The sequence below is a fragment of the Promicromonospora sp. CA-289599 genome, from assembly GCF_050936155.1.
Classification (GTDB): Bacteria; Actinomycetota; Actinomycetes; order Actinomycetales; family Cellulomonadaceae; genus Promicromonospora.
This window is the reverse complement of the sequence record NZ_JBNJNI010000001.1, coordinates 66,577-92,730: the sequence shown is the minus strand read 5'-3', so window position 1 is coordinate 92,730 and position 26,154 is coordinate 66,577. Positions and strand designations below refer to the sequence as shown.

Below are 26,154 nucleotides of genomic sequence, written 5' to 3'. Positions count from 1 at the left end.
TTCTCTGTCGGCCGGGTCAGGACTAGTCTCTCCGCTCAGCCGGGCCCTCGGCCCGGAAGCCCAGATCCCGGAAGGAGACAAGCGTGCTCGTCATACGCCCTGCCCGCGAGGACGACCTGCCGGCCGTCGCCGCACTGGCCGCTGAGGCACGCGACGACTCGCCGACCGGGGCCCAGCTCGGAGCCCAGGACACCGGTCGGCTGCTGGAGCACCTCAGCGTGCTGCTCGCCGCCGGCGGACACGTGCTCGTCGCGGAGCAGAACGGCCAGGTCGCCGGTGTCGTCCTGGGCCGGGTCGTCGCGGCGTACCTCTTCGCCCCTCGCGCGAGCCTGTACCTCGACATGGTGTTCGTCGCGCCGCGGGCGCGGCGCCACGGCGTCGGGCACGCGCTGCTCCGCGCGGCCACCGATCTCGCGGCCGAGCACGGCTGCGAGGACATCTACTCCGCGCCCGTACCCGGGAACCGCGGGGTACAGCGCTTCCTCGCGCGGCTCGGGTTCGCCCCGGCGGCAGGCCACCGCGTGGCCTCGGTCGCGGCGCTCCAGCGCCGCCTCGCCAGCGAGGCCGCAGCACGGGACGCCCACGCGAGCCGCCGGTTCGCCCGCGTAGGCCTCGAGGACCTCATCGCCCGCCGGCGTCGCGCCCGTTCCGTGCTCGAGTCCGGGCCCATCGACATGCGCCCGGTGGGCGGCGGCGCGCCGTCCCGCCGCCCCGCGAAGGCCAGCTGAGGCCCAGCGGGCCCGGCCGGTTCTTCGGCGCTGGTCTGTCAGTCGAGGGTGTTCGTCAGCCGAGGATCATGCAGGTGAGGCGTGCCGTGCACACCCGCTTGCCCGCGTCGTCGGTGATGGCGATCTCGTACGACGCCGTCGTGCGGCCCAGGTGGACAGCGGTCGCCGTACCCGTGACGTAGCCCTCCCGGGCCCCGCGGTGGTGCGTGGCGCTGACCTCGATGCCCACCGTCTGCTTGCCCGGACCCGCGTGCGCCTGCGCCGCGAGCGAGCCGAGCGTCTCGGCGAGGACCACGGAGGCGCCACCGTGCAGCAGCCCGGCCGGCTGGGTGTTGCCCTTGACCGGGATCCGCCCGACCGCGCGGTCCGGCGCGACCTCCAGCAGCTCCATCTCCATCCGCTCGAAGAGCGTGCCCGTCGTGTCCGCTCCGGCGTACAGGGCTCTCCAGTCGATCGCCGGCTCGTCGGTCGTGGGCTCGGAAGGCGCAGCGGAAGCGCTCGTGTCAGTCATGCGGGCTATGTTGTCAGGCGTGACCTCCACCGTGCCAAGCCGTACTCCGGACAAGCCTTCCTCGGGCCGCCCCCGTCTCCTGCTGATCGATGGCCATTCCATGGCCTATCGGGCGTTCTACGCGCTGCCCGACACCCTCGCGACCAGCTCAGGACAGATCACCAACGCCGTCTACGGCTTCACGTCGATGCTGACGAACCTGTTGCGCGACGAGCAGCCCACGCACCTCGGCGTGGCGTTCGACGCCGGCCGCGTCACCTTCCGCACCGAGAAGTTCCCCGCGTACAAGGGCACGCGGGACGCCACGCCGGACGCGTTCAAGGGGCAGGTCCCGCTCATCAAGGAGGTGCTCGACGCGCTGCACGTCTCCTCGATCGAGCTCGCCGGCATCGAGGCCGACGACATCCTGGCGACCCTCGCCGTGCAGGCCCGGGCCGCAGGCATGGAGGTGCTGGTGTGCTCGGGTGACCGCGACACGCTGCAGCTGGTGAACGGCGACGTCACCGTCCTGTACCCCAAGAAGGGCGTGTCCGAGCTGGCCCGCATGGACCCGGCGGCGGTCGAGGCCAAGTACGGCCTGCCCCCTGAGCGCTACCCGGACCTCGCGGCGCTCGTCGGCGAGACCAGCGACAACCTGCCGGGCGTACCCGGCGTCGGGCCCAAGACCGCCGCCAAGTGGATCACCGCGTACGGCGGCCTGGCGGCCCTGCTGGACGCCGCCGACGATGTCAAGGGCAAGGCCGGCGAGAGCCTGCGCGCGAACCTGGACCAGGTCCGGGTCAACCGCGAGCTGAACGCTCTCCTGACCGACGTCGAGCTGCCGCTCGGCGTGGCCGACCTCGCCCTGGAGGGCTTCGACCGGGAGGCGGTGCACCTCGTCTCGGACACCCTGCAGTTCGGCCAGCTGCGCGACCGGCTCCTCGCCGTCGACCCCGCGGGAGCGGCCGCCGAGGAGACCCCTGCGGCCCCCGGGATCGAGCTCGACCTGGCCGACGTCGCCCCGGGCGCCCTCGGCGCCTGGCTCGCCGCCCGCTCGGAGCGCGTGGGCGTCGACGTGGCCGGCACGACCGTGGCCGGCGGCGGGGACGCCTGGGCCGTGGCTGTGGCAGAGCCGGACGGCGAGGCCGCCTACCTCGACCTGACGCAGCTCGGGCCCGACGACGAGAAGGCCCTCGCGTCCTGGCTGGCCGACCCCGCGGCGCCCAAGACCCTGCACGGGGCGAAGGCCGCCGCGCACATGCTCGCCGCGCGGAGCATGGACCTCGCGGGCGTCGTCTTCGACACCGAGCTTGCCGCCTACCTGTGCTACCCGGACCAGCGCGGCTACGACCTGGGCGATCTCGCGGTGCGGCACCTCGGCCGCGAGCTCAAGATCGCACAGGCAGAGGGCGCCCAGGGCGCCCTGGACCTCTCGCTCGAAGGCGAGTCCGAGGGGCAGGCCGAGGCGGTGCGGGCCCACGGCGTGGCCGAGCTGGCGGCCGCCCTGGAGGGCGAGCTCGCCGACCGCGGCGCCACCCACCTGCTGGACGACGTCGAGCTGCCGTTGTCCGGCGTGCTGGCGCGGATGGAGCGCATCGGCATCGCCGCCGACACGCAGTACCTGACCGGCCTGGAGAAGCAGTTCGCGCAGGGGGTCGCCGACGCCGCGGCCGAGGCGTACGCCGTGATCGACCGCGAGGTGAACCTCGGCAGCCCCAAGCAGCTGCAAGAGGTGCTGTTCGACCAGCTGGGCATGCCCAAGACCAAGAAGATCAAGACCGGGTACACGACCGACGCGGCGAGCCTGCAGGACCTGTTCGTCAAGACGGAGCACCCGTTCCTGGCCCACCTGCTCGCGCACCGCGACGTGTCGCGCCTGCGCACCACCGTCGAGGGGCTGCTCCGGTCGGTGGCTCCCGACGGGCGCATCCACACCACGTTCCAGCAGACCATCGCCGCGACGGGCCGACTCAGCTCGACCGACCCGAACCTGCAGAACATCCCGATCCGCACCGAGGCGGGCCGGCAGATCCGGCGGGCGTTCCAGGTCGGCGAGGGCTACGAGTCGCTGCTGACCGCCGACTACAGCCAGATCGAGATGCGGATCATGGCGCACCTGTCGGGCGACGAGGGCCTGATCGAGGCGTTCAACTCGGGGGAGGACCTGCACCGGTACGTGGGCTCGCGCGTGTTCGAGGTGGAGCCCGCCGGCGTGACCGCCGAGATGCGCTCCAAGATCAAGGCCATGTCGTACGGCCTGGCCTACGGACTGAGCGCCTTCGGCCTGTCCCAGCAGCTCAACATCGCCACGGGCGAGGCGCAGACGCTCATGGACGACTACTTCGAGCGGTTCGGCGGCGTGCGCGACTACCTGTCCGGAGTGGTCGAGGAGGCCCGGGCGACCGGGTACACCGCGACGATCCTGGGCCGGCGCCGCTACCTGCCCGACCTCACGAGCGACAACCGGCAGCGCCGGCAGATGGCCGAGCGGATGGCGCTCAACGCGCCGATCCAGGGCAGCGCCGCCGACATCATCAAGCTCGCGATGCTCAAGGTGCAGACCGCGCTGGACGAACGGGGGCTCTCCTCCCGCCTGCTGCTCCAGGTGCACGACGAGCTCGTGCTCGAGGTGTTCCCGGGTGAGCGGGAGGCCGCGGAGGAGGTGCTGCGCAGCGAGATGGGCGCGGCCTACGAGCTCACCGTCCCGCTCGACGTCTCGGTGGGCACGGGCGCCACCTGGCACGAGGCGGGCCACTGACCCCGCCGTGCCACTGCCCCCGCTGTGCCACTGCCCCCGCCGTTGAGTGCTGGCTATTTGTGAGGTCTGGAGGCTCCGGCCCACAAATAGCCAGCACTCAACGAGTGGTCAGGCCTTGAGCGTCACGAAGACTGCCGTGCCCGGGAGGTAGCGGCCGCGCTCCGGCCCCCAGCCGCCCCAGACCTGGTCGTTCCACTCCGGCCACTCCGGCTCGACCAGGTTCGTCAGGCGCAGGCCCGCGGCGGCGACGTCGCGCACGTGGTCGCCCACGGTGCGGTGGTACTCCGCGTACAGGACCCGGCCGGCGGCGTCGGCCTCGACGTACGGGCGGCGGTCGAAGTACGAGCGCGACGCCGTCAGGCCGCGCAGCGTCGGGTCGTCGGGGAACGCCCACCGCAGGGGATGCGTCACGGAGAACACCCAGCGCCCGCCGGGGCGCAGCACGCGAGCGGTCTCCCGGTGCACCGGGACGGCGTCGGGCACGAACGGCAGCGCGCCGAAGGACGTGAAGACGATGTCGAACGAGGCGTCCGCGAACGGCAGCGCCCGGGCGTCCGCCTGCACCCGCGGCACGACGACGCCCGTGGCGGCGTCGAGGCGCTCCGCTCCGGCCAGCATGCCCGCCGAGTAGTCGCTGGCGACGGCCCGGGCACCGCGGGAGGCGAGCCAGCGCGAGCAGTGCGCGGCTCCGGCCCCCACCTCCAGCACGTCGCGCCCGTCGACGTCGCCCAGGAGGCCGGCCTCCGCCTCGGTCAGGCCCTCGGGACCCCAGCGGAACCCGGCGTCGCCGAGGAAGTCGCGGTGCTCGTCGAGGTACTCGTCGGCGTTGGCGTCCCACCACGCCCGGGCGGCCCCGGCGTCGTCAGGCAGGTCGCGGTAGCCGAAGGACACGGGCTGGTCATCGCTCACGAGGCAATCATCGCCCCTGTCTGCTTCCTATGGATTCGTACGGCTGTGTCTATGAGTCGCTGGCGAATACCACAGGAGCGGCCATAACAAAAGGGTCACGATTGGATTCCGGTCAGGGAAGCGAAATACGCAGGCAACGAGAACGCTCCTAAGGTCAGCCCCAATAAGTCTGCGCGCCGTCTTGTCCGAACCCGGGCCCGCCGGTGCGCCCGAGGAAGGAGAGTGCCATGCGTCGACGCGCTACGCGCCTTGCGGGCGGCGTCACCCTGGTGACTGCGCTCGCAGTGGCTCTGAGTGGATGTGTCGCCAGCGAGCGGGACCCCGAGGGCAGCGGCGAGGGCGGCGGCAAGGACACCTTCGTGTTCGCCGCGTCCGCAGACCCCGGATCGCTCGACCCCGCGTTCGCCAGTGACGGCGAGTCGTTCCGGGTCGCACGCCAGATCTTCGAGGGCCTCGTCGGAGTCGAGCCCGGCACCGCAGACCCCGCCCCCCTGCTCGCCGAGAGCTGGGACATCAGCGAGAACGGCCTGGAGTACACCTTCCACCTCAAGGAGGGCGTGAAGTTCCACGACGACACGGACTTCGACGCCGAGGCCGTGTGCTTCAACTTCGACCGCTGGGCGAACTGGACCGGCCTGGCCGCGTCCGAGTCGCTGTCGTACTACTACACGCACGTGTTCGGTGGTCAGGGCGAGAACGGCAAGTACGACTCGTGCGCGGCCTCGGACGCGACGACGGCCGTCGTCACGCTGAAGAGCCCCCTGCCCGAGCTGGTCCCGGCGCTCTCGTTGCCGTCGTTCTCCATGCAGTCGCCCACGGCGCTCGAGGAGTTCAGCGCGGACGAGATCGGCGGCGCGGAGGACGCTCCTGAGCTCTCCGAGTACGCCAAGGCGCACCCGGTCGGCACCGGCCCGTACACGTTCAAGGAGTGGAAGGCCGGCGAGTCGGTCACCCTCGCCGCGTTCGACGGGTACTGGGACGAGATCCTGGACGTCAAGAACATCGTCTTCACGGTGATCGCCGAGGGCACCGCACGTCGCCAGGCGCTCGAGGCCGGCGACATCGACGGCTACGACCTGGTCGCCCCGGCCGACGTCGACGCCCTCGCGGGGTCGGGCTACCAGATCCTGAACCGCGACCCGTTCAACATCCTGTACCTGGGCATGAACCAGAAGCAGAAGCCGCTGGACGACCCGAAGGTGCGTCAGGCGATCGCCCACGCGATCGACAAGGAGGCGTTGGTCGCCGCCGCGCTGCCCGAGGGCACCGAGGTCGCCACCCAGTTCGTCCCCTCCACCGTGTCGGGCTACAGCGATGACGTGGCCACCTACGAGTTCGACCAGGAGAAGGCCAAGGAGCTCCTCAAGGAGGCCGGTCAGGAGAACCTCGAGCTCGAGTTCAACTACCCGACCGACGTCTCGCGTCCGTACATGCCGGACGCCGCGGCGATCTACGAGGCCATCTCGGCAGACCTCGAGGAGGTCGGCATCACGGTGACGGCGACGCCGGAGCCGTGGAGCCCTACCTACCTCGACACCATCCAGGGCAGCGAGAACCACGGGCTGCACCTGCTCGGCTGGACGGGTGACTACAACGACACCTACAACTTCGTCGGCACCTTCTTCGGCTCCGAGTCGTCCGAGTGGGGCTTCGACGACCCCGACCTCTTCCAGAGCCTGAGCGACGCGCGGTACGCCGACGTCGACCAGCAGGAGGCCCAGTACCAGGCCGCGAACGAGGCCGTGATGGAGTTCCTGCCGGGCGTGCCGCTCGCCAGCCCGGTGCCGTCGCTCGCCTTCACGGAGCAGGTCCAGGGCTACCCGGTCTCGCCGGTGCAGGACGAGGTCTACAGCGTCATCACGTTCTCGGAGTAAGGGAACCCGGTGACACACCTAGGGCGCATCGCGCCTTAGGGTGAAGTGCTCAGGTCGGGGCGCGGCACCTGCCGCGCCCCGACCGCTTGTCCGTGACTTTCAAGGATCTTCCTGAGGATAGGTATGCTCCGCCTCATCGTGCAGCGGTTGCTGCTCCTGATACCGCTGCTCCTAGGGCTGTCGGTGCTGTTGTTCGCGTGGGTCCGGGCGCTGCCCGGCGGCCCCGCGACCGCCCTGCTGGGCGAGCGGGCCACACCCGAGGCCGTCGCTCGTATCAACACCCTGTACGGCTTCGACCAGCCGTTGCACATCCAGTACTTCAAGTACCTGGGCCGTCTGCTGACGGGAGACTTCGGTGTCTCCACCCGGACCGGCCGTCCGGTGCTGGACGAGTTCATCACGCGCTTCCCCGCGACGATCGAGCTCACCGTGGTCGCGCTGATCATCGCGATCGGCATCGGCATCCCGCTCGGCTACGTCGCCGCTCGTCGGGCCGGCTCGATCATCGACCACTCGTCGGTCGTCGTGTCGCTGATCGGCGTCACCGTGCCGGTGTTCTTCCTCGCCTTCATCCTGAAGTACCTGTTCGCCGTGGAGCTGGGCTGGTTCCCCTCCACGGGGCGGCAGGACCCGACGATGATCGCCACGCACCCGACGAACTTCTACGTGCTGGACGGACTGCTCACCGGTGAGTGGGACGCCGCATGGGACGCGCTGGTGCACCTGATCCTGCCGGGCATCGCGCTCGGCACGATCCCGCTGGCGATCGTCGCGCGGATGACCCGCGCCGCGGTGTCCGAGGTGCAGAACGCCGACTACGTCCGCACGGCCCGCGCGAAGGGCATCAAGCCCGCACGGCTGCGCGGCGAGCACATCCTGAAGAACGCGATGCTCCCGGTGCTGACGACGATCGGCCTGCAGGTGGGCCTGCTGCTCTCGGGCGCCGTCCTGACCGAGACGGTGTTCGCCTTCGCCGGCATCGGCTCGTTCCTCGCCGAGGCCGTGTTCAACGCCGACTACCCGGTCATGCAGGGCTTCGTCCTGATGATCGCGATCGTGTACGCCCTCGTGAATCTGTTCGTCGACGTGTCGTACGGGCTGATCGACCCCCGGCTGAGGAGGCAGCAGTGAGTGCCAACGAGCTTCCTGTGACCGACGGGGTGGCTGCCCAGCCGCTCCACACCAGCATCCACGGCGACGGACCCGGCGGCGCCGACCACGGCGGCGAGGGTGTCTGGGCGCGTGCCTGGCGCACGCTGCGCAAGAACCCCGTCGCCATCATCGGCGCTGCCATCGTCGCCGCGTTCGTGCTGATCGCGCTGCTCGCGCCGCTGCTCGCCCCGTACGGCCCGCACGAGCTGCCGGGCCGTGCCGAGGTGCGCCCGACGATGATCCCCGGACCGTCGGCCGAGTACCCGCTGGGCCTGGACCGCTACGGCGGTGACGTGCTGAGCAAGCTGATCTGGGGCGCGCGCGCATCGCTCCTGGTGGGCGTCCTGTCCACGCTGTTCGGCCTGGCCGGCGGCATGGCGCTGGGCCTGCTCGCGGGCTGGTTCGGCAAGTGGGTCGACTTCGCCGCGATGCGCCTGGTGGACCTGATGCTGTCCGTGCCGTCGCTGCTCCTGGCCGTCTCGATCGCCGCGATCGCGGGCCAGTCCTCGATGTCGGTCATCGTCGCCATCGGTGTGGTGCAGATCCCGATCTTCGCCCGCCTGCTGCGCGGCTCGATGCTCGCGCAGCGGGGTCAGGACTACGTGCTGGCCGCGTCCGCCCTGGGCCTGAGCCGGCGCTCGGTGACCATGAGCCACGTGCTGCCCAACAGCGTGGGCCCCGTCATCGTGCAGGCGACGCTGACCCTGGCCACGGCAGTGATCGAGGCGGCGGCGCTGTCCTTCCTCGGCCTGGGTGGCGGCGAGCCCTCCACCGCCGAGTGGGGCCGCATGCTGACGGCCGCGCAGCAGGAGCTGGCGGTCGCGCCGCGCCTGGCGATCCTGCCCGGTATCTGCATCGCCGTGACGGCCCTCGGCTTCACCCTCGTGGGCGAGAGCCTGCGCGAGGCCCTCGACCCCCGGAACAGGACCCGAAAATGAGCGACACCCCTGAGCAGAAGATCTCCGACGCCGCGGCCGCCGACGTCGTCCTGCGCGTCGAGGACCTGAGCGTCGACTTCCGCACCGAGAACGGCGCGGCACGCGCCGTGGCGAATGCGAACCTGACCGTCCGGCGCGGCCAGACCGTCGCGATCGTGGGGGAGTCGGGTTCCGGCAAGACCACGCTGGCCATGGCCGTCCTCGGCCTGCTCGCCAGCAACGGCTCAGTGGCCGAGGGGCACATCTGGTTCAAGGACGAGGACCTGGGCAAGGTCAGCCCGCAGCGCATGGCGCAGCTGCGCGGCACCGAGCTCGGCCTCGTGCCGCAGGACCCGATGACCAACCTCGACCCGATCATGCGGATCGGGCAGCAGATCGACGAGGGTCTGATCGACAACGGTCTGCGCACCCGACGGGACGCCCGAACCCGCACGGTCGAGCTGCTCGACGAGGTCGGCCTGCCGGACGCGCGGCGCCGGGCGAGCCAGTACCCGCACGAGTTCTCCGGCGGCATGCGCCAGCGTGCGCTCATCGCCATGGGCCTGTCGGGCCGCCCCGCGCTGCTGGTGGCGGACGAGCCGACGTCGGCGCTCGACGTGACCGTGCAGCGCGGCATCCTCGACCAGCTCTCCGGGCTGACCGAGGAGCTCGGCACGGCGGTGCTGCTCATCACGCACGACCTGGGCCTCGCGGCCGAGCGTGCCGACGTCGTCGTGGTCATGTACCGCGGCGACATCGTCGAGCAGGGCCCTGCGCGCCAGGTCCTCTCCGACCCGCAGCACGAGTACACCAAGCGCCTCATGGCGGCCGCGCCGTCGCTCGCCTCGCGGCGCATCGAGATCGCGCGCGAGCGCGGCCTGGAGGACGTGCTGGACGACGCGCTGCTGGCCCACGGCGAGGACGTGGCCGCCGAGGGCTCGGCGGAGGCCGACGTGCTGGTTTCCGTCAAGGACGTGAGCAAGGTCTTCTCCATCCGCGGCAACGGCTTGTTCTCCCGTGCCAAGGACTTCACGGCGGTCGACGGCGTGAGCCTCGACATACCGCGCGGCTCCACGGTGGCCGTGGTGGGGGAGTCGGGTTCGGGCAAGTCGACGCTCGCCCGGATGATCCTGGACATCGAGAAGCCGACCACCGGCTCGATCGTGTTCGACGGCGGCCTCGTCGGCGCGGGCAACCACCGCGACCAGATCGCCTACCGGCGCCGGGTCCAGCCCGTGTTCCAGGACCCCTACTCGTCGCTCGACCCGCTGTACTCGGTGTACCGCGCGATCGAGGAGCCGCTGCGCGCGCACTCCTACGGTGACGCCGCGGCCCGCCGGGCCCGGGTGGAGGAGCTCGCCGACCAGGTGGCGCTCAGCAAGGGCCAGCTGCAGCGGTTCCCCTCGGAGCTGTCCGGCGGCCAGCGCCAGCGTGTGGCGATCGCCCGCGCTCTCGCGCTGTCGCCCGAGCTCGTGGTCTGCGACGAGGCGGTCTCGGCGCTCGACGTGGTGGTGCAGGCACAGATCCTGCAGCTCCTCGCCGGTCTCCAGGAGGAGCTGGGGCTGACCTACCTCTTCATCACGCACGACCTCGCCGTCGTGCGGCAGATCGCCGACCGGGTGCTGGTGATGCAGAACGGTCGAGTGGTCGAGGAGGGGACCGTCGACTCGGTCTTCGACTCGCCCGCCACCGCCTACACGCGGGCCCTGCTCGACGCCATCCCGGGCAAGGACCTGGAGCTCGCCCTCTGAGGGCTCGCACGGGCGGCTCGCAGCGCCCTGGCTCGCGTTGACCAGGGCGCTGCGACGCCACTAGGATGACTGGCGGTGCCGTGCGCCTTTTGGCGATCGTCGGCACCTCACGAGCACAGCATCAGCAGAGCTCAAACAGACCCTGTCCTTACTACGCCATGTCCGCATCGGAGCATCGAACTCAATGACCATCTCCACCCCCGCGAAGTCCGCACCCCAGGTTGCCATCAATGACATCGGCACCGAGGAGGACTTCCTTGCTGCCATCGACGCCACCATCAAGTACTTCAACGATGGGGACATCGTCGAAGGCACGATCGTCAAGGTGGACCGCGACGAGGTCCTTCTCGACATCGGCTACAAGACCGAGGGTGTGATCCCGTCCCGGGAGCTCTCGATCAAGCACGACGTCGACCCTGGCGAGGTTGTCGCCGTCGGTGACGCCGTCGAGGCCCTGGTCCTCCAGAAGGAGGACAAGGAAGGCCGCCTGATCCTGTCCAAGAAGCGCGCACAGTACGAGCGCGCCTGGGGCACGATCGAGAAGATCAAGGAAGAGGACGGCGTCGTCACCGGCACCGTCATCGAGGTCGTCAAGGGCGGCCTCATCCTCGACATCGGCCTGCGCGGCTTCCTCCCCGCCTCCCTCGTGGAGATGCGTCGCGTCCGCGACCTCCAGCCGTACGTCGGCAAGGAGATCGAGGCCAAGATCATCGAGCTCGACAAGAACCGGAACAACGTCGTGCTGTCGCGCCGTGCCTGGCTCGAGCAGACGCAGTCCGAGGTTCGTTCCACCTTCCTGCAGACGCTGCAGAAGGGCCAGGTGCGCCCGGGCGTCGTCTCCTCGATCGTCAACTTCGGTGCGTTCGTGGACCTCGGCGGCGTCGACGGTCTGGTGCACGTCTCGGAGCTGTCCTGGAAGCACATCGACCACCCGTCCGAGGTCGTCGAGGTCGGCCAGGAGGTCACGGTCGAGGTGCTCGACGTCGACTTCGACCGCGAGCGTGTCTCCCTGTCGCTGAAGGCGACGCAGGAGGACCCGTGGCAGACCTTCGCCCGTACGCACGCCATCGGTCAGGTCGTGCCGGGTAAGGTCACCAAGCTCGTCCCGTTCGGTGCGTTCGTCCGCGTCGAGGACGGCATCGAGGGCCTGGTCCACATCTCGGAGCTGGCCGTGCGCCACGTCGAGCTGCCCGAGCAGGTCGTCACCGTCGGTGCCGAGGTCTTCGTCAAGGTCATCGACATCGACCTGGAGCGTCGCCGGATCTCGCTGTCGCTCAAGCAGGCCAACGAGGGCGTGGACCCGGAGTCCGAGGACTTCGACCCCGCGCTGTACGGCATGGCCGCCGAGTACGACGACGCCGGGAACTACAAGTACCCGGACGGCTTCGACCCGGAGACCAACGAGTGGCTCGAGGGCTTCGAGACCCAGCGCGAGGCGTGGGAGGCGGAGTACGCCAAGGCGCACGAGCGCTGGACCGCGCACCGCAAGCAGGTCGCCGAGGCGCTCACCGCGGACACCGAGGCGACCGAGGCCCCCGCGGCCGCGGCCGGTGGCGGTAGCAGCAGCGGCAGCAGCAGCTCCACCACCTACTCCTCGGCTCCGGTCGAGGAGGTCGGCGGCACGCTGGCCTCGGACGAGGCGCTCGCCGCGCTTCGCGAGAAGCTCACGGGTAACTGATCTGAGCTGATCTGATCGACGGCCCGTCGCCCCCTCGGGGGCGGCGGGCCGTCGTCGTTCCCTGGGTGGGCAGCGGGCGTTTTCATGATGCGGTGCGGTGCCTGGCCCCGTGACCGATCTCAGGCCGCTGACCTGGGGTGATGCCGTTCCGCACGGCTTCCTGGCGTATCACAGGCGTGCTGGTCAGACGGACCGAGGTGTTGTTGGATGACTCCCCATGAGCCGACCCGGACCCGACGAGACGCGGGGCACGAGCCCAGCCGCTCTCCTCGAGCCCGAGCGGGCGGTGGTGCCGTTCATGGGCCGCGGGCGGGAGCTGGCGGAGCTGCGGTCGTGGGTGCGGTCGCGGGAACCGGTGGCGCTACGGCTGCTGTGCGGGCTCGGTGGTGTGGGCAAGACGCGCCTCGTGCTCGAGCTCGGCAAGAGCCTCCGGCGTACCGGATGGACGGTGGTGCACGTGCCGCGGGGTGCGGAGGCCGCCGCGGTCCTGGCAGCCGCGGACACGCGCCGCGTCCTGCTGGTCGTCGACGACGCCGCGTCCCGGCCCGGCCTGTCCGCGATGCTCGACGCCATCGGGTCCACCCGGCCGCGCGGTCGCCTGCGCGTCCTGTGCACCGCCCGCAGCGGCGGGCAGTGGTGGCGCAGGGAGCGGTGGACCAGCCCGTTGTGGGCCGGCCGGACGCCGTCGGTCACCCAGATGGCGCTGGAGCCGGCCCTCGACCGGACCCTCGACGTCGCCTTCGACCCCGCGCTCGGGCTGGAGATCGAGCGTTCTGGCGACTATCGCGCGCTCGTCGAGGCGGCGGCCGCGCGCTTCGCCAGAGCGCTGGGCCGCCCGGTCCCGCGGCTGCGGTTCCAGGCGGAGCCCGACCAGCAGGTCCGTGCGCTCGATCTGCACGCGGCCGCGCTGGCGACGGTGCTCGACGGCGGCGACGACGTCGTCGACCCGGCGGGCGCGCTCGACCTGGTGCTCGACCACGAACGCGCCCGGTGGGCGGGCTCGGACGCGGACGCGGGGTTCGCGCCCGGCGCCGCCGAGGCGGCACTCGTGGTGGCGACCCTGCTCGGCGACCCCACGGACGAGGGCATCCGAGCCGCACTGCGCCGCGCCGGCGCGGAGCCCGTCGCGGGCCCGACGGCGGACGCCGTGGCGTGGGTCCGCGCGCACCTGCCGGCGGTCCCGCGGCTGGCGGAGCTGCTCGTCTCGCGCACCCTGGCGGCGTCGGAGGAGCTCACCGCCGCCTGCACGCGCGACCTCGCGCCGGGAGAGGCGTTCGCGATACTGGCGTTCGCGACCGAGATGGGTCTCGACCGGCCGGTCGCCGAGCGCGACGTCACCGGCGAGCTCGTCGCGGCCGCGGCATCCGCCCTGCCCGCCGGACGGGCGACGGACCTGCCGGCGCTGATGCGGGCCTCCCGCCGGCTGCCGCGCCCGTCGGGGCCCCTGGCCGTGCCGGTGCTCGACCGACTCACGCACCGGGTGGCGGACGTCGCCCGGAACACCGGCAGCGATGCCGAGCACGGTGAGGCGCTGACCGATCTCGGCATGGTGCTGATCGCCGAGGGCGAGCCCGACGGCGCGATCGGCGCGCTGCAGGAGGCGGTGGGTCTGTGGCGCGGCCTCGTCTGGGGCGACGAGAACCGGTACCGGCCGGCGCTGTGCGCGGCCCTGAACAACCTCGGGACGGGGTACCGGGCCGTGGGCAGGCACGGCGACGCCCTCGCCGTGCAGGAGGAGGTGATCACCCTGTGCCGCCAGTTTCCCCCGGGCGACGGGCTGTGGGCGGACGCCGAGCACGCACACGCCCTGCAGAACGCGGGGGTGTCCTACACCGAGCTCGGCCGGGTCGGCGAGATCGAGGTGGCGCAGCGGGCGTCGCTCGAGATCTACCGCCGCCTCGCGGAGGGCGACCCCGTCCAGTACGAGCCGCAGGTCGCCGCGGTGCTGGGCAACTTCGAGGCCCTCACCGAGAGCGGGCGGCCGGAGGACGCGCTGCCCGCGAACGCCGAGGCGGTGGCTATCCGCCGCAGGCTCGCCGCAGCCCGTCCCGAGCGCCTCGGGGAGCTGGCCTGGTCGCTCGGCCAGCTCGGCACCACCCTGGAGGCCCTCGGGCGCTACGAGGAGGCGGGCGTGGTGCTCGTGGAGGCGCTGGAGCTCCAGCGCCGCCTCGCCAAGGAGAACGCGCGCGGGACCCGCCCCGACCTCGCCGGCGCGCTCTCGGCGCTCGGTGCGCTGTACTCGACCACCGGCCGCGCCGACGAGTCGCTCCGGCTGGAGCGGGAGGCGCTGGAGATCCGGCGCGACCTCGCCGCCGAGCACCCCGACCGGTACCTGCACTACCTCGCGCACTCGCTGTCCAACCTCGGCGTCACCCTGGCCCGGCGCGGCAGGTACGACGAGGCGGTGCTGCTGGAGGAGGAGGCGGTGGCCATCCGCCGCGGCCTGGCCGGCGGGAACGCCCGGTCCCTGAAGTACCTCGCACAGTCCCTGTCCAACCTGGGCGTGCGGTACGCCGACCTCGGCCGGTTCGACGAGGCGCTGCGGCCCACGCAGGAGGCTGTCGACATGCTCCGCCGGCTCGTGCGGGAGCAGCCGGAGAAGTACCGCACGGGTCTCGCGGAGGCGCTCGCGAACCTGGGGGCCACCCTGCTCGACCTCGACCGGGCCGCCGACGCGCTGCCGCCGATGCGGGAGGCGGTGACGATGCGCCGCCAGCTCGTCCTCGAGAACCCGGACAAGCACCGGCCCGACCTGGCCCTCGCGCTCTCCAACCTGGCCAGCGCGATGAGCGCGGCCGGCGACAACGTGGCCGCGCTGGGGCACGCGCGGGAGGCGGTCGACATGCGCCGCCGGCTCGCCGCCGACCTGCCCGAGCGGTACCTGTCCGAGCTCGAGCGGTCGCGGGCGGTGCTCGCACGGATCGACGCGGCGATCCGGAACCCGACGTCCCTACCGAACCGCTGAACCTCTCGAACCGCTGAACCGCTGAACCGCTGGTCAGGCGGACGCGGCGAACTGCGTCCGGTACAGGTCGGCGTACAGGCCCCCGGCGGCGATGAGCTCCAGGTGCGTGCCCGCCTCGGCCACCCGCCCCTCGGCGAGCACCACTATGCGGTCCGCCGCGCGTACCGTGGACAGCCGGTGGGCGATGACCAGCGACGTCCGCCCGGCGAGGGCCTCGTCGAGCGCTACCTGCACGGCGGCCTCGGACTCCGAGTCGAGGTGCGCGGTGGCCTCGTCGAGCACCACCACGTCGGGCGCCTTGAGCAGCAGGCGCGCGATCGCGAGGCGCTGCCGCTCACCGCCGGACAGCCGGTAGCCGCGGTCGCCCACCACGGTCTCCAGGCCCTCGGGCAGCCGGTCGACGAGGTCCCAGATGCGGGCCTGGCGCAGCACCCGCTCCAGGTCCGCGTCCGTCGCCTCCGGGCGCACGAACCGCAGGTTCGCGGACATCGTGTCGTGGAACAGGTGGGCGTCCTGCGAGACGACGCCAACGGTGGCCCGCAGCGACGCGAATGTAACGGAGCGCAGGTCGGTCCCGGCGATGCGCACCGCGCCCGACGTCGGGTCGTACATGCGGCTGACCAGCTGCGAGATCGTGGTCTTGCCCGCCCCGGACGGGCCGACGAGCGCCACCATGGAGCCTGCCGGGACCTCGAACGAGACGTCCATCAGCGTGTCCGCCGTCGGATCCTTGCGCGGCCCCGCCACCGACTCCAGGGAGGCGAGCGACACCTCCTCCGCCCGGGGGTACCGGAACGTCACGTCCGCCAGCGAGATCGAGGCGCCCCGGGCGGCGACGGCGGCCCGCAGGTCGACGGCGTCCGGCTTCTCGGCGACCGACGGTTCCAGGTCCAGCACCTCCAGCACCCGCTCGAACGAGACGAGCGCCGTCATCACGTCGACCTGGACGTTCGCCATCGCCGTCAGCGGCCCGTACAGACGTGTGAGGTACGTGGCGAGCGCCACGACCGTGCCGACCGTGAGCTCGCCCGCGATGGCCTGCAGCCCGCCCAGCCCGTACACGCCCGCCACGGCCAGGGACGCGATGGTCGACAACCCCACGCGGAACCAGGTGCCGAGCAGCGCCGTCCGGACGCCCAGGTCGCGGCGCTCGCGGGCGGGCTCGGCGAACCGCTCCGACTCGGTGGCGGGATCGCCGAAGACCTTGACGAGGTGCGCGCCGGACACGTTGAACCGCTCGTTCATGACCTGGCCCAGGTCGGCGTCGACCTCCATGCCGCGGCGGGTCAGGACGGCGAGCCGGCGGCCGAACCAGCGGGCCGGGAACACGAACAGCGGCACCAGCACGAGGGCGCCGAGCGTGAGCTCCCAGGACATGGTGAGCATCGCCGCGAGCGTGAAGGCGATGGTCAGGGTGTTGGAGACCACGGTCTGCAGGGTCGACGTGAAGGCGCGCTGCGCGCCGAGCACGTCGCCGTTGAGGCGCTGCACGAGCGCGCCCGTACGGGCCCGCGAGAAGAAGGCCAGCGGCATGCGCTGGACGTGGTCGAACACGGCTATGCGCAGGTCGAGGATGAGTCCCTCGCCGACCTGGGACGACACGAGGCGGTCCGCCACGGACAGCCCGGCGGCCAGGACCGCGAGCACCCCCGCGGCGCCGGCGAGCAGGACGACGAGGCGGGTGTCGCCACCCGTGATGCCGTGGTCGATGATCCGCTGGAAGAGCAAGGGCGTGGCGGCGCCCGCGGCGGCCTCCAGGGCCAGGATCAGCACGAACAGGATCAGCCGGCCCCGGTAGGGACGGGCGAAACCCACTATGCGCCGCAGCGTCGCCCGGCCGAGGCGCTCGTGTGCGACCGAGCCGTCCTGCGTGAACGACCGCATGGCGCGGCCCCCGCCCATGCTTCCGCCGCCACCGTGCATGCTCACGACTGCATCGTCGCACGCGGCCCGGTTCCGTCCGGAATCGGGCGCTCCGCACGCCCCCGCACGCACAGGTGACCCGAAGGTAGCGGGTCCGCCGACAGTGAGCTGGACCACACGCGTGTTACGTGTTCTCCGCAGCCCGTGATAGAAACCCACGATCGGGCGTCTACGCAGGTCGCCCTATATTTCGACGGATGACTCGTGATGGATGACTCGATGAATATCGACGGGTGGAGGGGCATGTCTGACCTGGAGCCGCAGCGGAGCGGCGGTCGCGTGGCGCTGGTAGACCTGACCGGCGCGAAGGACATGACCGCAGAACTGCGGAAGCTGCAGGAGCGGTGGGGGCCGGTGGCCCCCGTCGACCTGGAGCCCGGAGTGCCCGGCTGGCTCGTGCTGGGGCACGCCGAGGTCATGGAGGTGATGCGCACGGAGAGCGTCTTCGCGCGCAACCCGCGGCACTGGAACGAGCGGCTGCCGCTGGACTCGACCCTGCACGCGATCCTGTCCCCGGCCGGACGACGCGCGCTGTACTACGCGGACGGCGCGGACCACCGGCGGCTGCGCCTCCCGGTGGACGAGGCGTTCGCGGGCATCGACGAGGCGCAGACCGCCGCGATGGTGCGCGGTGTGTGCGGCCGGCTGATCGACTCCTTCGCTGCCCAGGGGCACGCCGACCTGATCGGCGGGTACGCCGCGGCGGTCTCGTTCCTGTCGGTGTCGGGCATGTTCGGGTTCGACGAGCGGCAGGGCATCGCCCTCCTGCGGTGCGCGCACGGCATCTTCGGGCACGGGGGCGACTCCGTGACGGCGCTGGCCACCATGGACCAGATAGTGCTCGACCACGTCATCGCGACGCGGGAGGACCCGGGGAACAACCTGACCGCCCGCTTCGTCGAGCACCCGAGCTTCGAGGACGACACGGAGATCGTGCACTCGATGGTGGTGGCGATCTGCGCGGCCAACGAGATGCTCGTGACGTGGATCGCGGCCACGCTGCGCCGGATGCTCATCGACCCCCGGTACACCGGCCGGGTCACCGGCGTGCGCCGCGGCCTGGACGACGCGATGGACGAGACGCTGTGGAGCGAGCCCCCCGTCGCCAACCTGCCGGCCCGGTACGCCGTGACCGACTGCACGCTCGGCCGGGTGCGGATCCAGGCCGGGGACGCGATAGTCATGGGCCTGGCCGCCGCGAACAACGACCCGCGGGTGCGCACCACCGACGACCTGTTCGAGGCGAACAACCGCTCCCACCTGTCGTTCGGTGTCGGGCCGCACGCGTGCCCGGCCAGGCGTCCGGGGCGGCTGGTGGTGAAGATCGCCGTGGAGAGCCTCATGGAGCGCCTCGACCTGCGCCTCACCGATCCCGAGGTGACCTGGGCCCCGTCGCCGTGGTCGCGGTACCCGGCGGTGCTGCCCGTGGCGTTCACGCCCGAGCGGCAGTCCGCGCGTACGCCTGCCCGGGTCTGACCCGCCGCGGGCTACCCGCTCAGCGAGTCGACGAACTGCGTGCTCACGGCCGAGATCCGGGACCGGGCCTCGTCCTGGGTGATGGTCGGGTTCCCGTCTCCCGGCTGTGAGCCGTAGTCGGCGAAGAACGCGTGGATCGCGCCGTCCACCACCGTGAAGGTGCTCCCGGCCGGCAGGTTCGGGCGGGAGGCCTCGATCTCGGCGGGCGTGGCGAGCCCGTCCTGCGAGGCGGAGACGGACTCGACCGCCACTGTCAGCGCGCTGAGGTCCTCGGCGGGGTAGGAGGCGTACAGGAGCAGGCCGACGGCGGGCGCGGTCTCGTCCGCGCCCGCCGACCCGGCCGCGGCGTCCGACGAGGCGACGACGCCGCCGAGCGAGTGCCCGCCCACCACCCAGCGCTCGGCAGCGGGGACCTGCGCGCGGGCGTCGTCGAACGCTCCGCCCGCGAGGAACGCGACGGCGAGCGGCTGCTTGGCGATCACCACCGTGTGCCCCGCCTCGGCCATCGGGCGCAGGATCGCGGCGTAGGCCCGGGCCTCGACCTTGGCCCCGGGGCGGAAGAAGACGGCGGTACCGTCCGCGTCCCCGGCCGGGGAGAGCTCGACGCGCGTCGCCGACTCGGTCACGGTGACAGCGTCGTCCGAGACCATGGCGGCCAGCGCCGGCTCGACGGCCGTGAACGGGCGCAGCCAGGCCATGGCGGCGACCCATGCGATCCCCCCAGCGACCAGCACGAGGTCGAGGACCCGGCGCAGGCCGGTGCGGGCGGAGCGCGGCCGGAGGCTGCGCCGGAGGACCGCCGCGCAGCCCAGGACGGTCAGGCCCAGCAGCACCGCGTAGGCAGGGTGACCGTGCACCACCGCACCCCATGCGGTCAGGCAGGCCCACGCCACGACGACGATCCCGGCGGCCGCGACCGCGCGGACGGACCAGGTCAGCCACGCGGGCCGCCCGGCGTCGACGGCGGCCCCGGACCCGCGGCCGGGCGTGCTGCCGCTCATGGTGCCATCGTCGTCTCGCCGGCCTTGCGCACGTCCGTGCCCCCTGGGTCGATCTGTTGCTGCGATCAATACCGTGATCACACGGCGCCATCGTCCCATCGCGCTGCTGCTCTGTCGGCGCGGACCCGTCGACTGCGGGCCACGTCACATGCCGGGTGCGCACCGCCGTAGCCGTTCCCCGCTCCGCGCGACGCGTCCTGGCGGGAGGTAGCCTGGGCGGACCATCAGATCTGGCTCTTGAGGACAACATGTTCCGCATCGGACTCACCGGAGGAATCGCGGCCGGAAAGTCGGTCGCGACGGCACGCCTGGCCGAGCTCGGCGCCGTCGTCATCGACCACGACCTGCTGGCGCGGGAGGCGGTCGCGCCAGGATCGGTGGGCCTCGCCGCGATCGTCGAGGCGTTCGGCGACGTCGTCCTGACGCCGGACGGCAGCCTCGACCGGCCGGGGCTCGGCGCCCTGGTCTTCGCCGACGCGGCCGCCCGCAGCCGCCTGAACGACATAGTGCATCCGGAGGTGCGGCGGCTCTCGGCAGAACGAGAGGCCATGTCGGCGGCCGCGGACCCGACCGCCGTCATCGTGCACGACATCCCGTTGCTGGTGGAGACCGGGCAGGCCGAGCACTTCCACCTGCTGGTCGTGGTGCACACGCCCGCCGAGCAGCGGGTGCGCCGGCTCGTCGAGGGACGCGGGCTGAGCGAGGAGGCCGCGCGCTCCCGGCTCGCGTCGCAGGCCGCCGACGACGAGCGGCTCGCTGTCGCGGACTTCACCCTGGACGGTTCGGGGACCGAGGACAATCTACGCGCACAGGTAGATACCCTGTGGCAGCGCGTGGCCGAAGAGGTCGCGCAGGAGGCGGAGGCTGACTCCGCGTGATCCGGCCGGCGTGATCCGCACGGCCCGGTGAGGAGCGTGCGCGATGAAGGTACTGGTCACAGGGTTCGAACCGTTCGGTGGTGACGCCGTCAACTCGTCGGGGGACGCGGTAAGGGCCCTCGCGGCACGCTGGACGGGTCCGGACGAGCTGGTCACGGCCGTCCTGCCGGTCGAGTTCGAGCAGGTCCGCTCGGCCGACGGCCCGCTGCTGCGGCTGCTCGACGAGCACGCGCCGGACGTCGTCCTCGCCGTGGGCCTGGCCGCCGGGGTCACCCAGGTGCGGGTAGAGCAGGTGGCGATCAACCTCATGGACGCCGGGATCCCCGACAACGGCGGTACCCAGCCCGTCGACGCCCCGGTGGCCGACGGCGGCCCCGACGCCCGGTTCACGACCCTCCCGGCCAAGGCCGCCGTCGCCGCCGTCCGCGCGGCGGGCATCCCCGCCGGCGTCACGTACAGCGCCGGGACGTACGTCTGCAACGCCGCGTTCTACGCGCTGCAGCACGCGCTGGCCGAGCGGCCGGGCGTGCTGTCCGGCTTCGTACACGTCCCGCGCACCACCGAGGAGGTCGGGGGAGATGCCGCGGCGTCCGCGCTGTCGGACGGCGGTGAGCCGCACCTCCCGCTCGAATCGCTCGTCAGCGCCCTGGAGATAGTGGCGCGTACGGCGCTCGCCACGGCCCGCGGCGAGACGGTGGAGACCGTCGAGGTCGCCGGCACGCTGCACTGACGGTGCTCGCTGATCGGGGAGGGATGGTGCCGCGTGGGTGACGGGCGGCTGGACGAGGTCCGGCAGGACCACGGTGACGGCATCGGCGACGACGGCATCGGCGACGGCAGAGGGCACGCGGTGGTCGTCGGCGGGAGCCTCGCCGGCCTGCTCGCGGCGGTCGCGCTCGCCCGGCACGCCGGCCGGGTGACGATGGTCGAGCGCGACCGCTACCCGGACCGGCCGGAGCCGCGCAAGGGGGTGCCGCAGAGCAGGCACACCCACCTCCTGCTGGAGAGCGGGCTGCTGGCCATCGAGCGGTTCCTGCCCGGCCTCGAGGCGGAGCTGGTGGCCGCCGGGGCGCTCCAGGTCCGGTCACCCACCGACTACCTGCAGCACATGCGTGGTCGCTGGTTCGGGAGAGGACCCGCGAGCTCCACGACGCTGTGCCTCACCCGGCCCCTGCTGGAGCACGGGGTGCGGACCAGGGTCCTGGCGCACCCGAGGATCACGGCGCTGCAGGGCACCGATGTCGTCGGGCTGACCGGGACCGCCGAGCGGGTCACCGGTGTGCTGCTGCGCGAGCGCGGCGGGGAGCGAGCCGGCGCTGAGCCGAGCCAGCTGCCGACCACGCTGCCGACCACGCTGGCCGCGGACCTGGTCGTCGACGCCTCCGGGCGGTCCTCGCACACGCCGGAGTGGCTGGAGCGCCTCGGCGTGGCCCGGCCCGCCGAGGATCGTGTCGAGTCCGGCATCGGCTACACCACGCGCGTCTACCGTGACGGCACGGACGGCGCTCTCACCGACGCCCGCCTCGTGTACCTGGTGGGCGAGACGATGGGCGCCGTGATCGTGCCGGTCGAGCCCGCGGGCACCCACATGGTCACCTTCGCCACCCCGCGGGGCGAGGCCCTGCCCACCGCACCCGGCGCGTTCGAGGCGCTGGCCGACCGCCAGCCGCACCCCCTGGTAAGGCAGTGGATCGACGAGGCCGAGCCGGTCTCGCCCGTGTACGGGTACCTCAGGACGGAGAACGTGCGCCGGGCGTACGACCGGACGGTCCCGGAAGGCCTGCTCGTCACGGGTGACGCGCTGTGCGCGCTGAACCCGGTCTTCGGGCAAGGCATGTCGACGGCGGCGCTCGCCGCCGTCGCGCTCGACGAGAGCGTCGCCGCCGGGTCCTCGAACCGCAGGACGCAGGCGGCGCTGCTCGCCGCCTCCGGCCACGCCTGGGCCATCTCGGCCGGCGCGGACAAGGCGCGTCCGGGCGTCACGGGCAACGCCGCGAACCAGTCCCTCCGCGACCGGTTCACGGGCTGGTACCTGGCCAGGGTGCAGGAACGCTGCGGGGTCAATCCTGAGGTCCAGGCCACCTTCCGTCAGGTGCTGGCGCTCATGGCCCCGCCTACCGAGCTGTTCCGGCCCGCGGTCCTCCGGTCGGTGCTCTTCGAGAAGGGCGCACCCGCCGACGCCGCCCCGCCGCTCCGGCTGTGAGGTGACTCGCTCGCGGGCAGTGTCAGTGGTGGGTCGTACCGTAGTCACATGCGACCCGTGACCGATCTGCAGCGCACGGTGGCCCCGTTCGAGGTCATCTCCGAATATCAGCCGGCAGGCGACCAGCCGACGGCGATCGCCGACCTGACCGAGCGCGTCCAGGCCGGCGAGAAGGACGTGGTGCTGCTCGGCGCCACGGGTACCGGCAAGTCGGCGACGACTGCCTGGCTCGTCGAGAAGCTGCAGCGGCCCACCCTGGTGATGGCGCCCAACAAGACGCTCGCCGCGCAGCTCGCCACGGAGTTCCGGGAGCTGTTGCCGAACAACGCCGTCGAGTACTTCGTGTCGTACTACGACTACTACCAGCCCGAGGCGTACATCGCGCAGTCGGACACCTACATCGAGAAGGACTCGTCGGTCAACGACGAGGTCGAGCGCCTCCGGCACTCCGCGACCTCCTCGCTGCTGACCCGGCGGGACGTGATAGTGGTCGCGTCGGTCTCGTGCATCTACGGCCTGGGCACGCCGCAGGAGTACGTGGACCGCATGGTCCGCCTCGACGTGGGTGACGTCGTGGACCGCGACCAGCTGCTGCGCCAGTTCGTGACCATGCAGTACACGCGCAACGACGTGGCGTTCACGCGCGGGACGTTCCGGGTGCGCGGCGACACCGTGGAGATCATCCCGGTGTACGAGGAGCTCGCGATCCGGATCGAGATGTTCGGCGACGAGATCGAGTCGATCCAGACGCTGCACCCGCTCACCGGCGACGTCGTCCGCAACGAGCAGTCGATCTACGTGTTCCCGGCCACGCACTACGTGGCAGGCCCGGAACGTATGGAGCGGGCCATCGGCGGCATCGAGAAGGAGCTCGAGGGCCGGCTGGCCGAGCTCGAGAAGCAGGGCAAGCTGCTGGAGGCGCAGCGGCTGCGCATGCGCACCACGTACGACATCGAGATGATGCGCTCGATCGGCACCTGCGCCGGCATCGAGAACTACTCGATGCACATCGACGGCCGCGAGCCGGGCACGGCGCCCAACACGCTGCTCGACTACTTCCCCGAGGACTTCCTGCTCGTCATCGACGAGTCCCACCAGACGGTGCCCCAGATCGGCGCCATGTACGAGGGGGACGCCTCCCGCAAGCGCGCCCTCGTCGACCACGGCTTCCGCCTGCCGAGCGCCATGGACAACCGCCCGCTGAAGTGGGAGGAGTTCACCGAGCGGATCGGGCAGACGGTCTACCTGTCGGCCACCCCCGGCGACTACGAGCGCTCGCTGTCGGACGGGGTGGTGGAGCAGGTCATCCGCCCCACCGGCCTGGTGGACCCCGAGGTGATCGTGAAGCCGACGACCGGCCAGATCGACGACCTGCTGGGCGAGATCAGGGACCGCGTCGACCGCAACGAGCGTGTCCTGGTGACCACCCTGACCAAGAAGATGGCCGAGGACCTCACGGATTACTTCCTGGAGCGCAACGTTCGGGTGCGCTACCTGCACTCCGACGTGGACACCCTGCGCCGCGTCGAGCTGCTGCGCGAGCTGCGGCTCGGCGAGTACGACGTGCTGGTGGGCATCAACCTCCTGCGGGAGGGCCTGGACCTGCCGGAGGTGTCGCTCGTGGCGATCCTCGACGCCGACAAGGAGGGCTTCCTGCGGTCGGGGCGGTCGCTCATCCAGACCATCGGCCGTGCGGCCCGTAACGTGTCCGGTCAGGTCCACATGTACGCGGACAAGATCACGCCCGCGATGCGCATGGCCATCGACGAGACCACGCGGCGCCGCGAGAAGCAGGTGGCCTACAACACCGAGCGCGGCCTGGACCCCCAGCCGCTGCGCAAGAAGATCGCGGACGTCACCGACATGCTCGCCCGCGAGGACCTGGACACCCAGGAGCTGCTGGCCGGCGGGTTCCGGAACAACCGCAAGGGGAAGGGCGAGGGCAGGGGCGCGCGGGTGCCCGGCAGCCCGAAGGAGGGTTCGACGACCGGCAACCGGCTCTCCGGCGCTGCCGCGAGCGAGCTGGCCGAGCTCATCCAGGAGCTCACCGACCAGATGCACGCGGCGGCCGCGGAGCTGCAGTTCGAGGTGGCGGCACGGTTGCGCGACGAGATCTCGGGGCTCAAGAAGGAGCTGCGGCAGATGCAGGCGGCGACGGCATAGGACGGGTGCCGAGTTCATCCTTGACCTGGTCACAGGCCCGGAGGACCCTGATCCCGCAGGGGTGCAGCGCCCGTCCGGGAGCGTGACAGGCCAGGAGGCCGTGATGCGAGCACTCACACAGGACAGCTACGGCTTGGACGCCCTCGCGGTGCGAGAGATCCCCGAGCCGCTCCCCGCGAAGGGGCAGGTGCTGGTCCGGGTGAGCGCGGCGGGGGTCAACCCGTACGACTGGCACTTCGCGGCGGGGCAGCCGATGATCGCCCGCCCGATGATGGGCGGGCTCGGCGGTCCCCGTCCGCAGGTCCGGGGCGCCGACCTGTCGGGAGTCGTCGTGGCGGTGGGCCCCGGCGTCACCGCGTTCGCGCCGGGCGACGAGGTGTTCGGGTTCGGGGCCGCGGGAACGTTCGCGGAGTGCGCGCTGGCGAACGCCTCCCGGATTGCGCACCGTCCGGTCGACCTCACCCACGTCGAGGCCGCCGCGCTCCCGATGGCGGCCGTCACGGCGCTCCAGTTCCTGCGCGCGGCGGGGCTCACGGCCGGGCAGCGCGTGATGATCACCGGCGCGGGCGGCGGGATCGGCCACTTCGCCGTGCAGATCGCCGCCGCGTGGGGCGCGCACGTGACGGGCGTGTGCAGCACGCGCAACGTGGCGATGGTGCGCGAGCTCGGCGCCTCCGACGTCATCGACTACACGCACGAGGACGTCACGGCGGGCGAGCCGCGCTTCGACGTCGTCTTCACGAATGCCGGACGGTACCCGCTGCGGGCGCTCGGCCGCGTGGTCGTGCCGGGCGGGCTGATCCTCACCAACGACGGGAGCAAGGCGGGTCTGCTCGGCTCCATGCCCGACCTGCTGGCGGCGCCGCTGGTGGCGCGGTTCCGACCGTACCGGGCGATGAGCGTCTCGGCGGCCGAGAACAGTGAGGACCTCGCGGTGCTCGCCCGGATGGTGGACGACGGCGTGCTGCTGCCGATCGTGAGCGCGACGTACCCGCTCGACCGCGCGGTCGAGGCGATCCGGCAGGTGGCCGGTGCCGGGCACGCGCGCGGGAAGCTCGTGGTCACGCTCGCTTGATGAGCGGTGACGGGCGTCACGTTCGGGAACAAACGTCGTGTCCCGTATGCTTCCCTCCGTTGGAGGGGAGTACCTCATAACGGCTTGGTCGTCATCACAGCTGCCGATGACGTCAGCTCGGCCTGGCCGGCTCGTGGTGCGTCAGCGTCTGATCTCGGTCAGGCTGGTGTACGGGCGAGCGAGGAAGACCTCCGGTGCCCTGCTGTACACACC

At 71.9% G+C, this 26,154-nt stretch carries 18 protein-coding genes; 14 read left to right on the top strand and 4 right to left on the bottom strand.

Going from position 1 to position 26,154, the window contains the following annotated elements; genetic code table 11:
• The first annotated feature begins 83 nt into the window (after positions 1-83).
• Positions 84-728, top strand: coding sequence for an N-acetyltransferase family protein (locus ACQEVI_RS00355; protein WP_432893486.1), 645 nt, complete (start codon positions 84-86; stop codon positions 726-728).
• Positions 729-783: 55 nt separating this feature from the next.
• On the opposite strand, the gene ACQEVI_RS00350 is transcribed toward ACQEVI_RS00355, so the two are convergent.
• The gene (locus tag ACQEVI_RS00350; RefSeq protein WP_432905729.1) at positions 784-1,125 is read right to left on the bottom strand and encodes a PaaI family thioesterase; all 342 of its coding nucleotides are present in this window, start codon (positions 1,123-1,125) and stop codon (positions 784-786) included.
• A 121-nt stretch (positions 1,126-1,246) separates the two neighbouring features.
• Between ACQEVI_RS00350 and polA the strand changes: the two genes are divergently transcribed.
• Positions 1,247-3,976 (top strand): DNA polymerase I, encoded by a 2,730-nt coding sequence (gene polA, locus ACQEVI_RS00345; protein ID WP_432893483.1) that lies wholly within the window; start codon positions 1,247-1,249, stop codon positions 3,974-3,976.
• A gap of 108 nt (positions 3,977-4,084) precedes the next feature.
• On the opposite strand, the gene ACQEVI_RS00340 is transcribed toward polA, so the two are convergent.
• Positions 4,085-4,885: a class I SAM-dependent methyltransferase gene (locus ACQEVI_RS00340; RefSeq protein ID WP_432893481.1), complete on the bottom strand. Its 801-nt coding sequence runs from the start codon at positions 4,883-4,885 to the stop codon at positions 4,085-4,087.
• Positions 4,886-5,112: 227 nt separating this feature from the next.
• Here ACQEVI_RS00340 and ACQEVI_RS00335 point away from each other — a divergent pair, with 227 nt between their 5' ends.
• The 6 genes from ACQEVI_RS00335 to ACQEVI_RS00310 all read left to right on the top strand — a co-directional run bounded on the left by ACQEVI_RS00335 (position 5,113) and on the right by ACQEVI_RS00310 (position 15,222).
• A complete protein-coding gene (locus ACQEVI_RS00335; protein WP_432893478.1) occupies positions 5,113-6,759 on the top strand; it encodes an ABC transporter substrate-binding protein in 1,647 nt (548 codons plus the stop codon).
• Positions 6,760-6,882: 123 nt separating this feature from the next.
• On the top strand, positions 6,883-7,890 hold the full coding sequence (locus tag ACQEVI_RS00330) for an ABC transporter permease (protein ID WP_432893475.1): 1,008 nt from the start codon (positions 6,883-6,885) through the stop codon (positions 7,888-7,890).
• A gap of 56 nt (positions 7,891-7,946) precedes the next feature.
• Positions 7,947-8,849: an ABC transporter permease gene (locus tag ACQEVI_RS00325; RefSeq protein WP_432905726.1), complete on the top strand. Its 903-nt coding sequence runs from the start codon at positions 7,947-7,949 to the stop codon at positions 8,847-8,849.
• A complete protein-coding gene (locus tag ACQEVI_RS00320; protein WP_432893472.1) occupies positions 8,846-10,579 on the top strand; it encodes a dipeptide ABC transporter ATP-binding protein in 1,734 nt (577 codons plus the stop codon). The genes ACQEVI_RS00325 and ACQEVI_RS00320 overlap by 4 nt, the downstream gene beginning before the upstream one ends.
• A gap of 184 nt (positions 10,580-10,763) precedes the next feature.
• On the top strand, positions 10,764-12,257 hold the full coding sequence (gene rpsA / locus ACQEVI_RS00315) for a 30S ribosomal protein S1 (RefSeq protein WP_432893465.1): 1,494 nt from the start codon (positions 10,764-10,766) through the stop codon (positions 12,255-12,257).
• Positions 12,258-12,474: 217 nt separating this feature from the next.
• Positions 12,475-15,222, top strand: a complete 2,748-nt coding sequence (locus tag ACQEVI_RS00310) for a tetratricopeptide repeat protein (RefSeq protein ID WP_432893462.1) — start codon at positions 12,475-12,477, stop codon at positions 15,220-15,222.
• A gap of 33 nt (positions 15,223-15,255) precedes the next feature.
• Here ACQEVI_RS00310 and ACQEVI_RS00305 read toward each other — a convergent pair whose 3' ends face one another.
• The gene (locus ACQEVI_RS00305) at positions 15,256-17,145 is read right to left on the bottom strand and encodes an ABC transporter ATP-binding protein (protein WP_432905724.1); all 1,890 of its coding nucleotides are present in this window, start codon (positions 17,143-17,145) and stop codon (positions 15,256-15,258) included.
• 243 nt (positions 17,146-17,388) lie between these two features.
• Here ACQEVI_RS00305 and ACQEVI_RS00300 point away from each other — a divergent pair, with 243 nt between their 5' ends.
• On the top strand, positions 17,389-18,621 hold the full coding sequence (locus ACQEVI_RS00300; protein ID WP_432893460.1) for a cytochrome P450: 1,233 nt from the start codon (positions 17,389-17,391) through the stop codon (positions 18,619-18,621).
• 11 nt (positions 18,622-18,632) lie between these two features.
• Here ACQEVI_RS00300 and ACQEVI_RS00295 read toward each other — a convergent pair whose 3' ends face one another.
• Positions 18,633-19,622 carry an alpha/beta hydrolase gene (locus ACQEVI_RS00295; RefSeq protein WP_432893457.1) on the bottom strand — a complete coding sequence of 330 codons (990 nt, stop codon included), beginning with the start codon at positions 19,620-19,622 and terminating at the stop codon, positions 18,633-18,635.
• 248 nt (positions 19,623-19,870) lie between these two features.
• On the opposite strand from ACQEVI_RS00295, the gene coaE reads away from it, so the two are divergent.
• From coaE to ACQEVI_RS00270, 5 genes are all read left to right on the top strand, one after another.
• The gene (coaE, locus tag ACQEVI_RS00290) at positions 19,871-20,500 is read left to right on the top strand and encodes a dephospho-CoA kinase (protein ID WP_432893454.1); all 630 of its coding nucleotides are present in this window, start codon (positions 19,871-19,873) and stop codon (positions 20,498-20,500) included.
• Between the two features lie 43 nt (positions 20,501-20,543).
• Entirely contained in the window at positions 20,544-21,230 is a 687-nt protein-coding gene (locus tag ACQEVI_RS00285; protein WP_432893451.1) for a pyroglutamyl-peptidase I, read from the top strand.
• Positions 21,231-21,263: 33 nt separating this feature from the next.
• Positions 21,264-22,703, top strand: a complete 1,440-nt coding sequence (locus tag ACQEVI_RS00280) for an NAD(P)/FAD-dependent oxidoreductase (RefSeq protein ID WP_432893448.1) — start codon at positions 21,264-21,266, stop codon at positions 22,701-22,703.
• Between the two features lie 48 nt (positions 22,704-22,751).
• Positions 22,752-24,866, top strand: a complete 2,115-nt coding sequence (gene uvrB / locus ACQEVI_RS00275) for an excinuclease ABC subunit UvrB (RefSeq protein ID WP_432893445.1) — start codon at positions 22,752-22,754, stop codon at positions 24,864-24,866.
• A 103-nt stretch (positions 24,867-24,969) separates the two neighbouring features.
• The gene (locus tag ACQEVI_RS00270; protein WP_432893442.1) at positions 24,970-25,941 is read left to right on the top strand and encodes an NAD(P)-dependent alcohol dehydrogenase; all 972 of its coding nucleotides are present in this window, start codon (positions 24,970-24,972) and stop codon (positions 25,939-25,941) included.
• Positions 25,942-26,154: the final 213 nt, after the last annotated feature.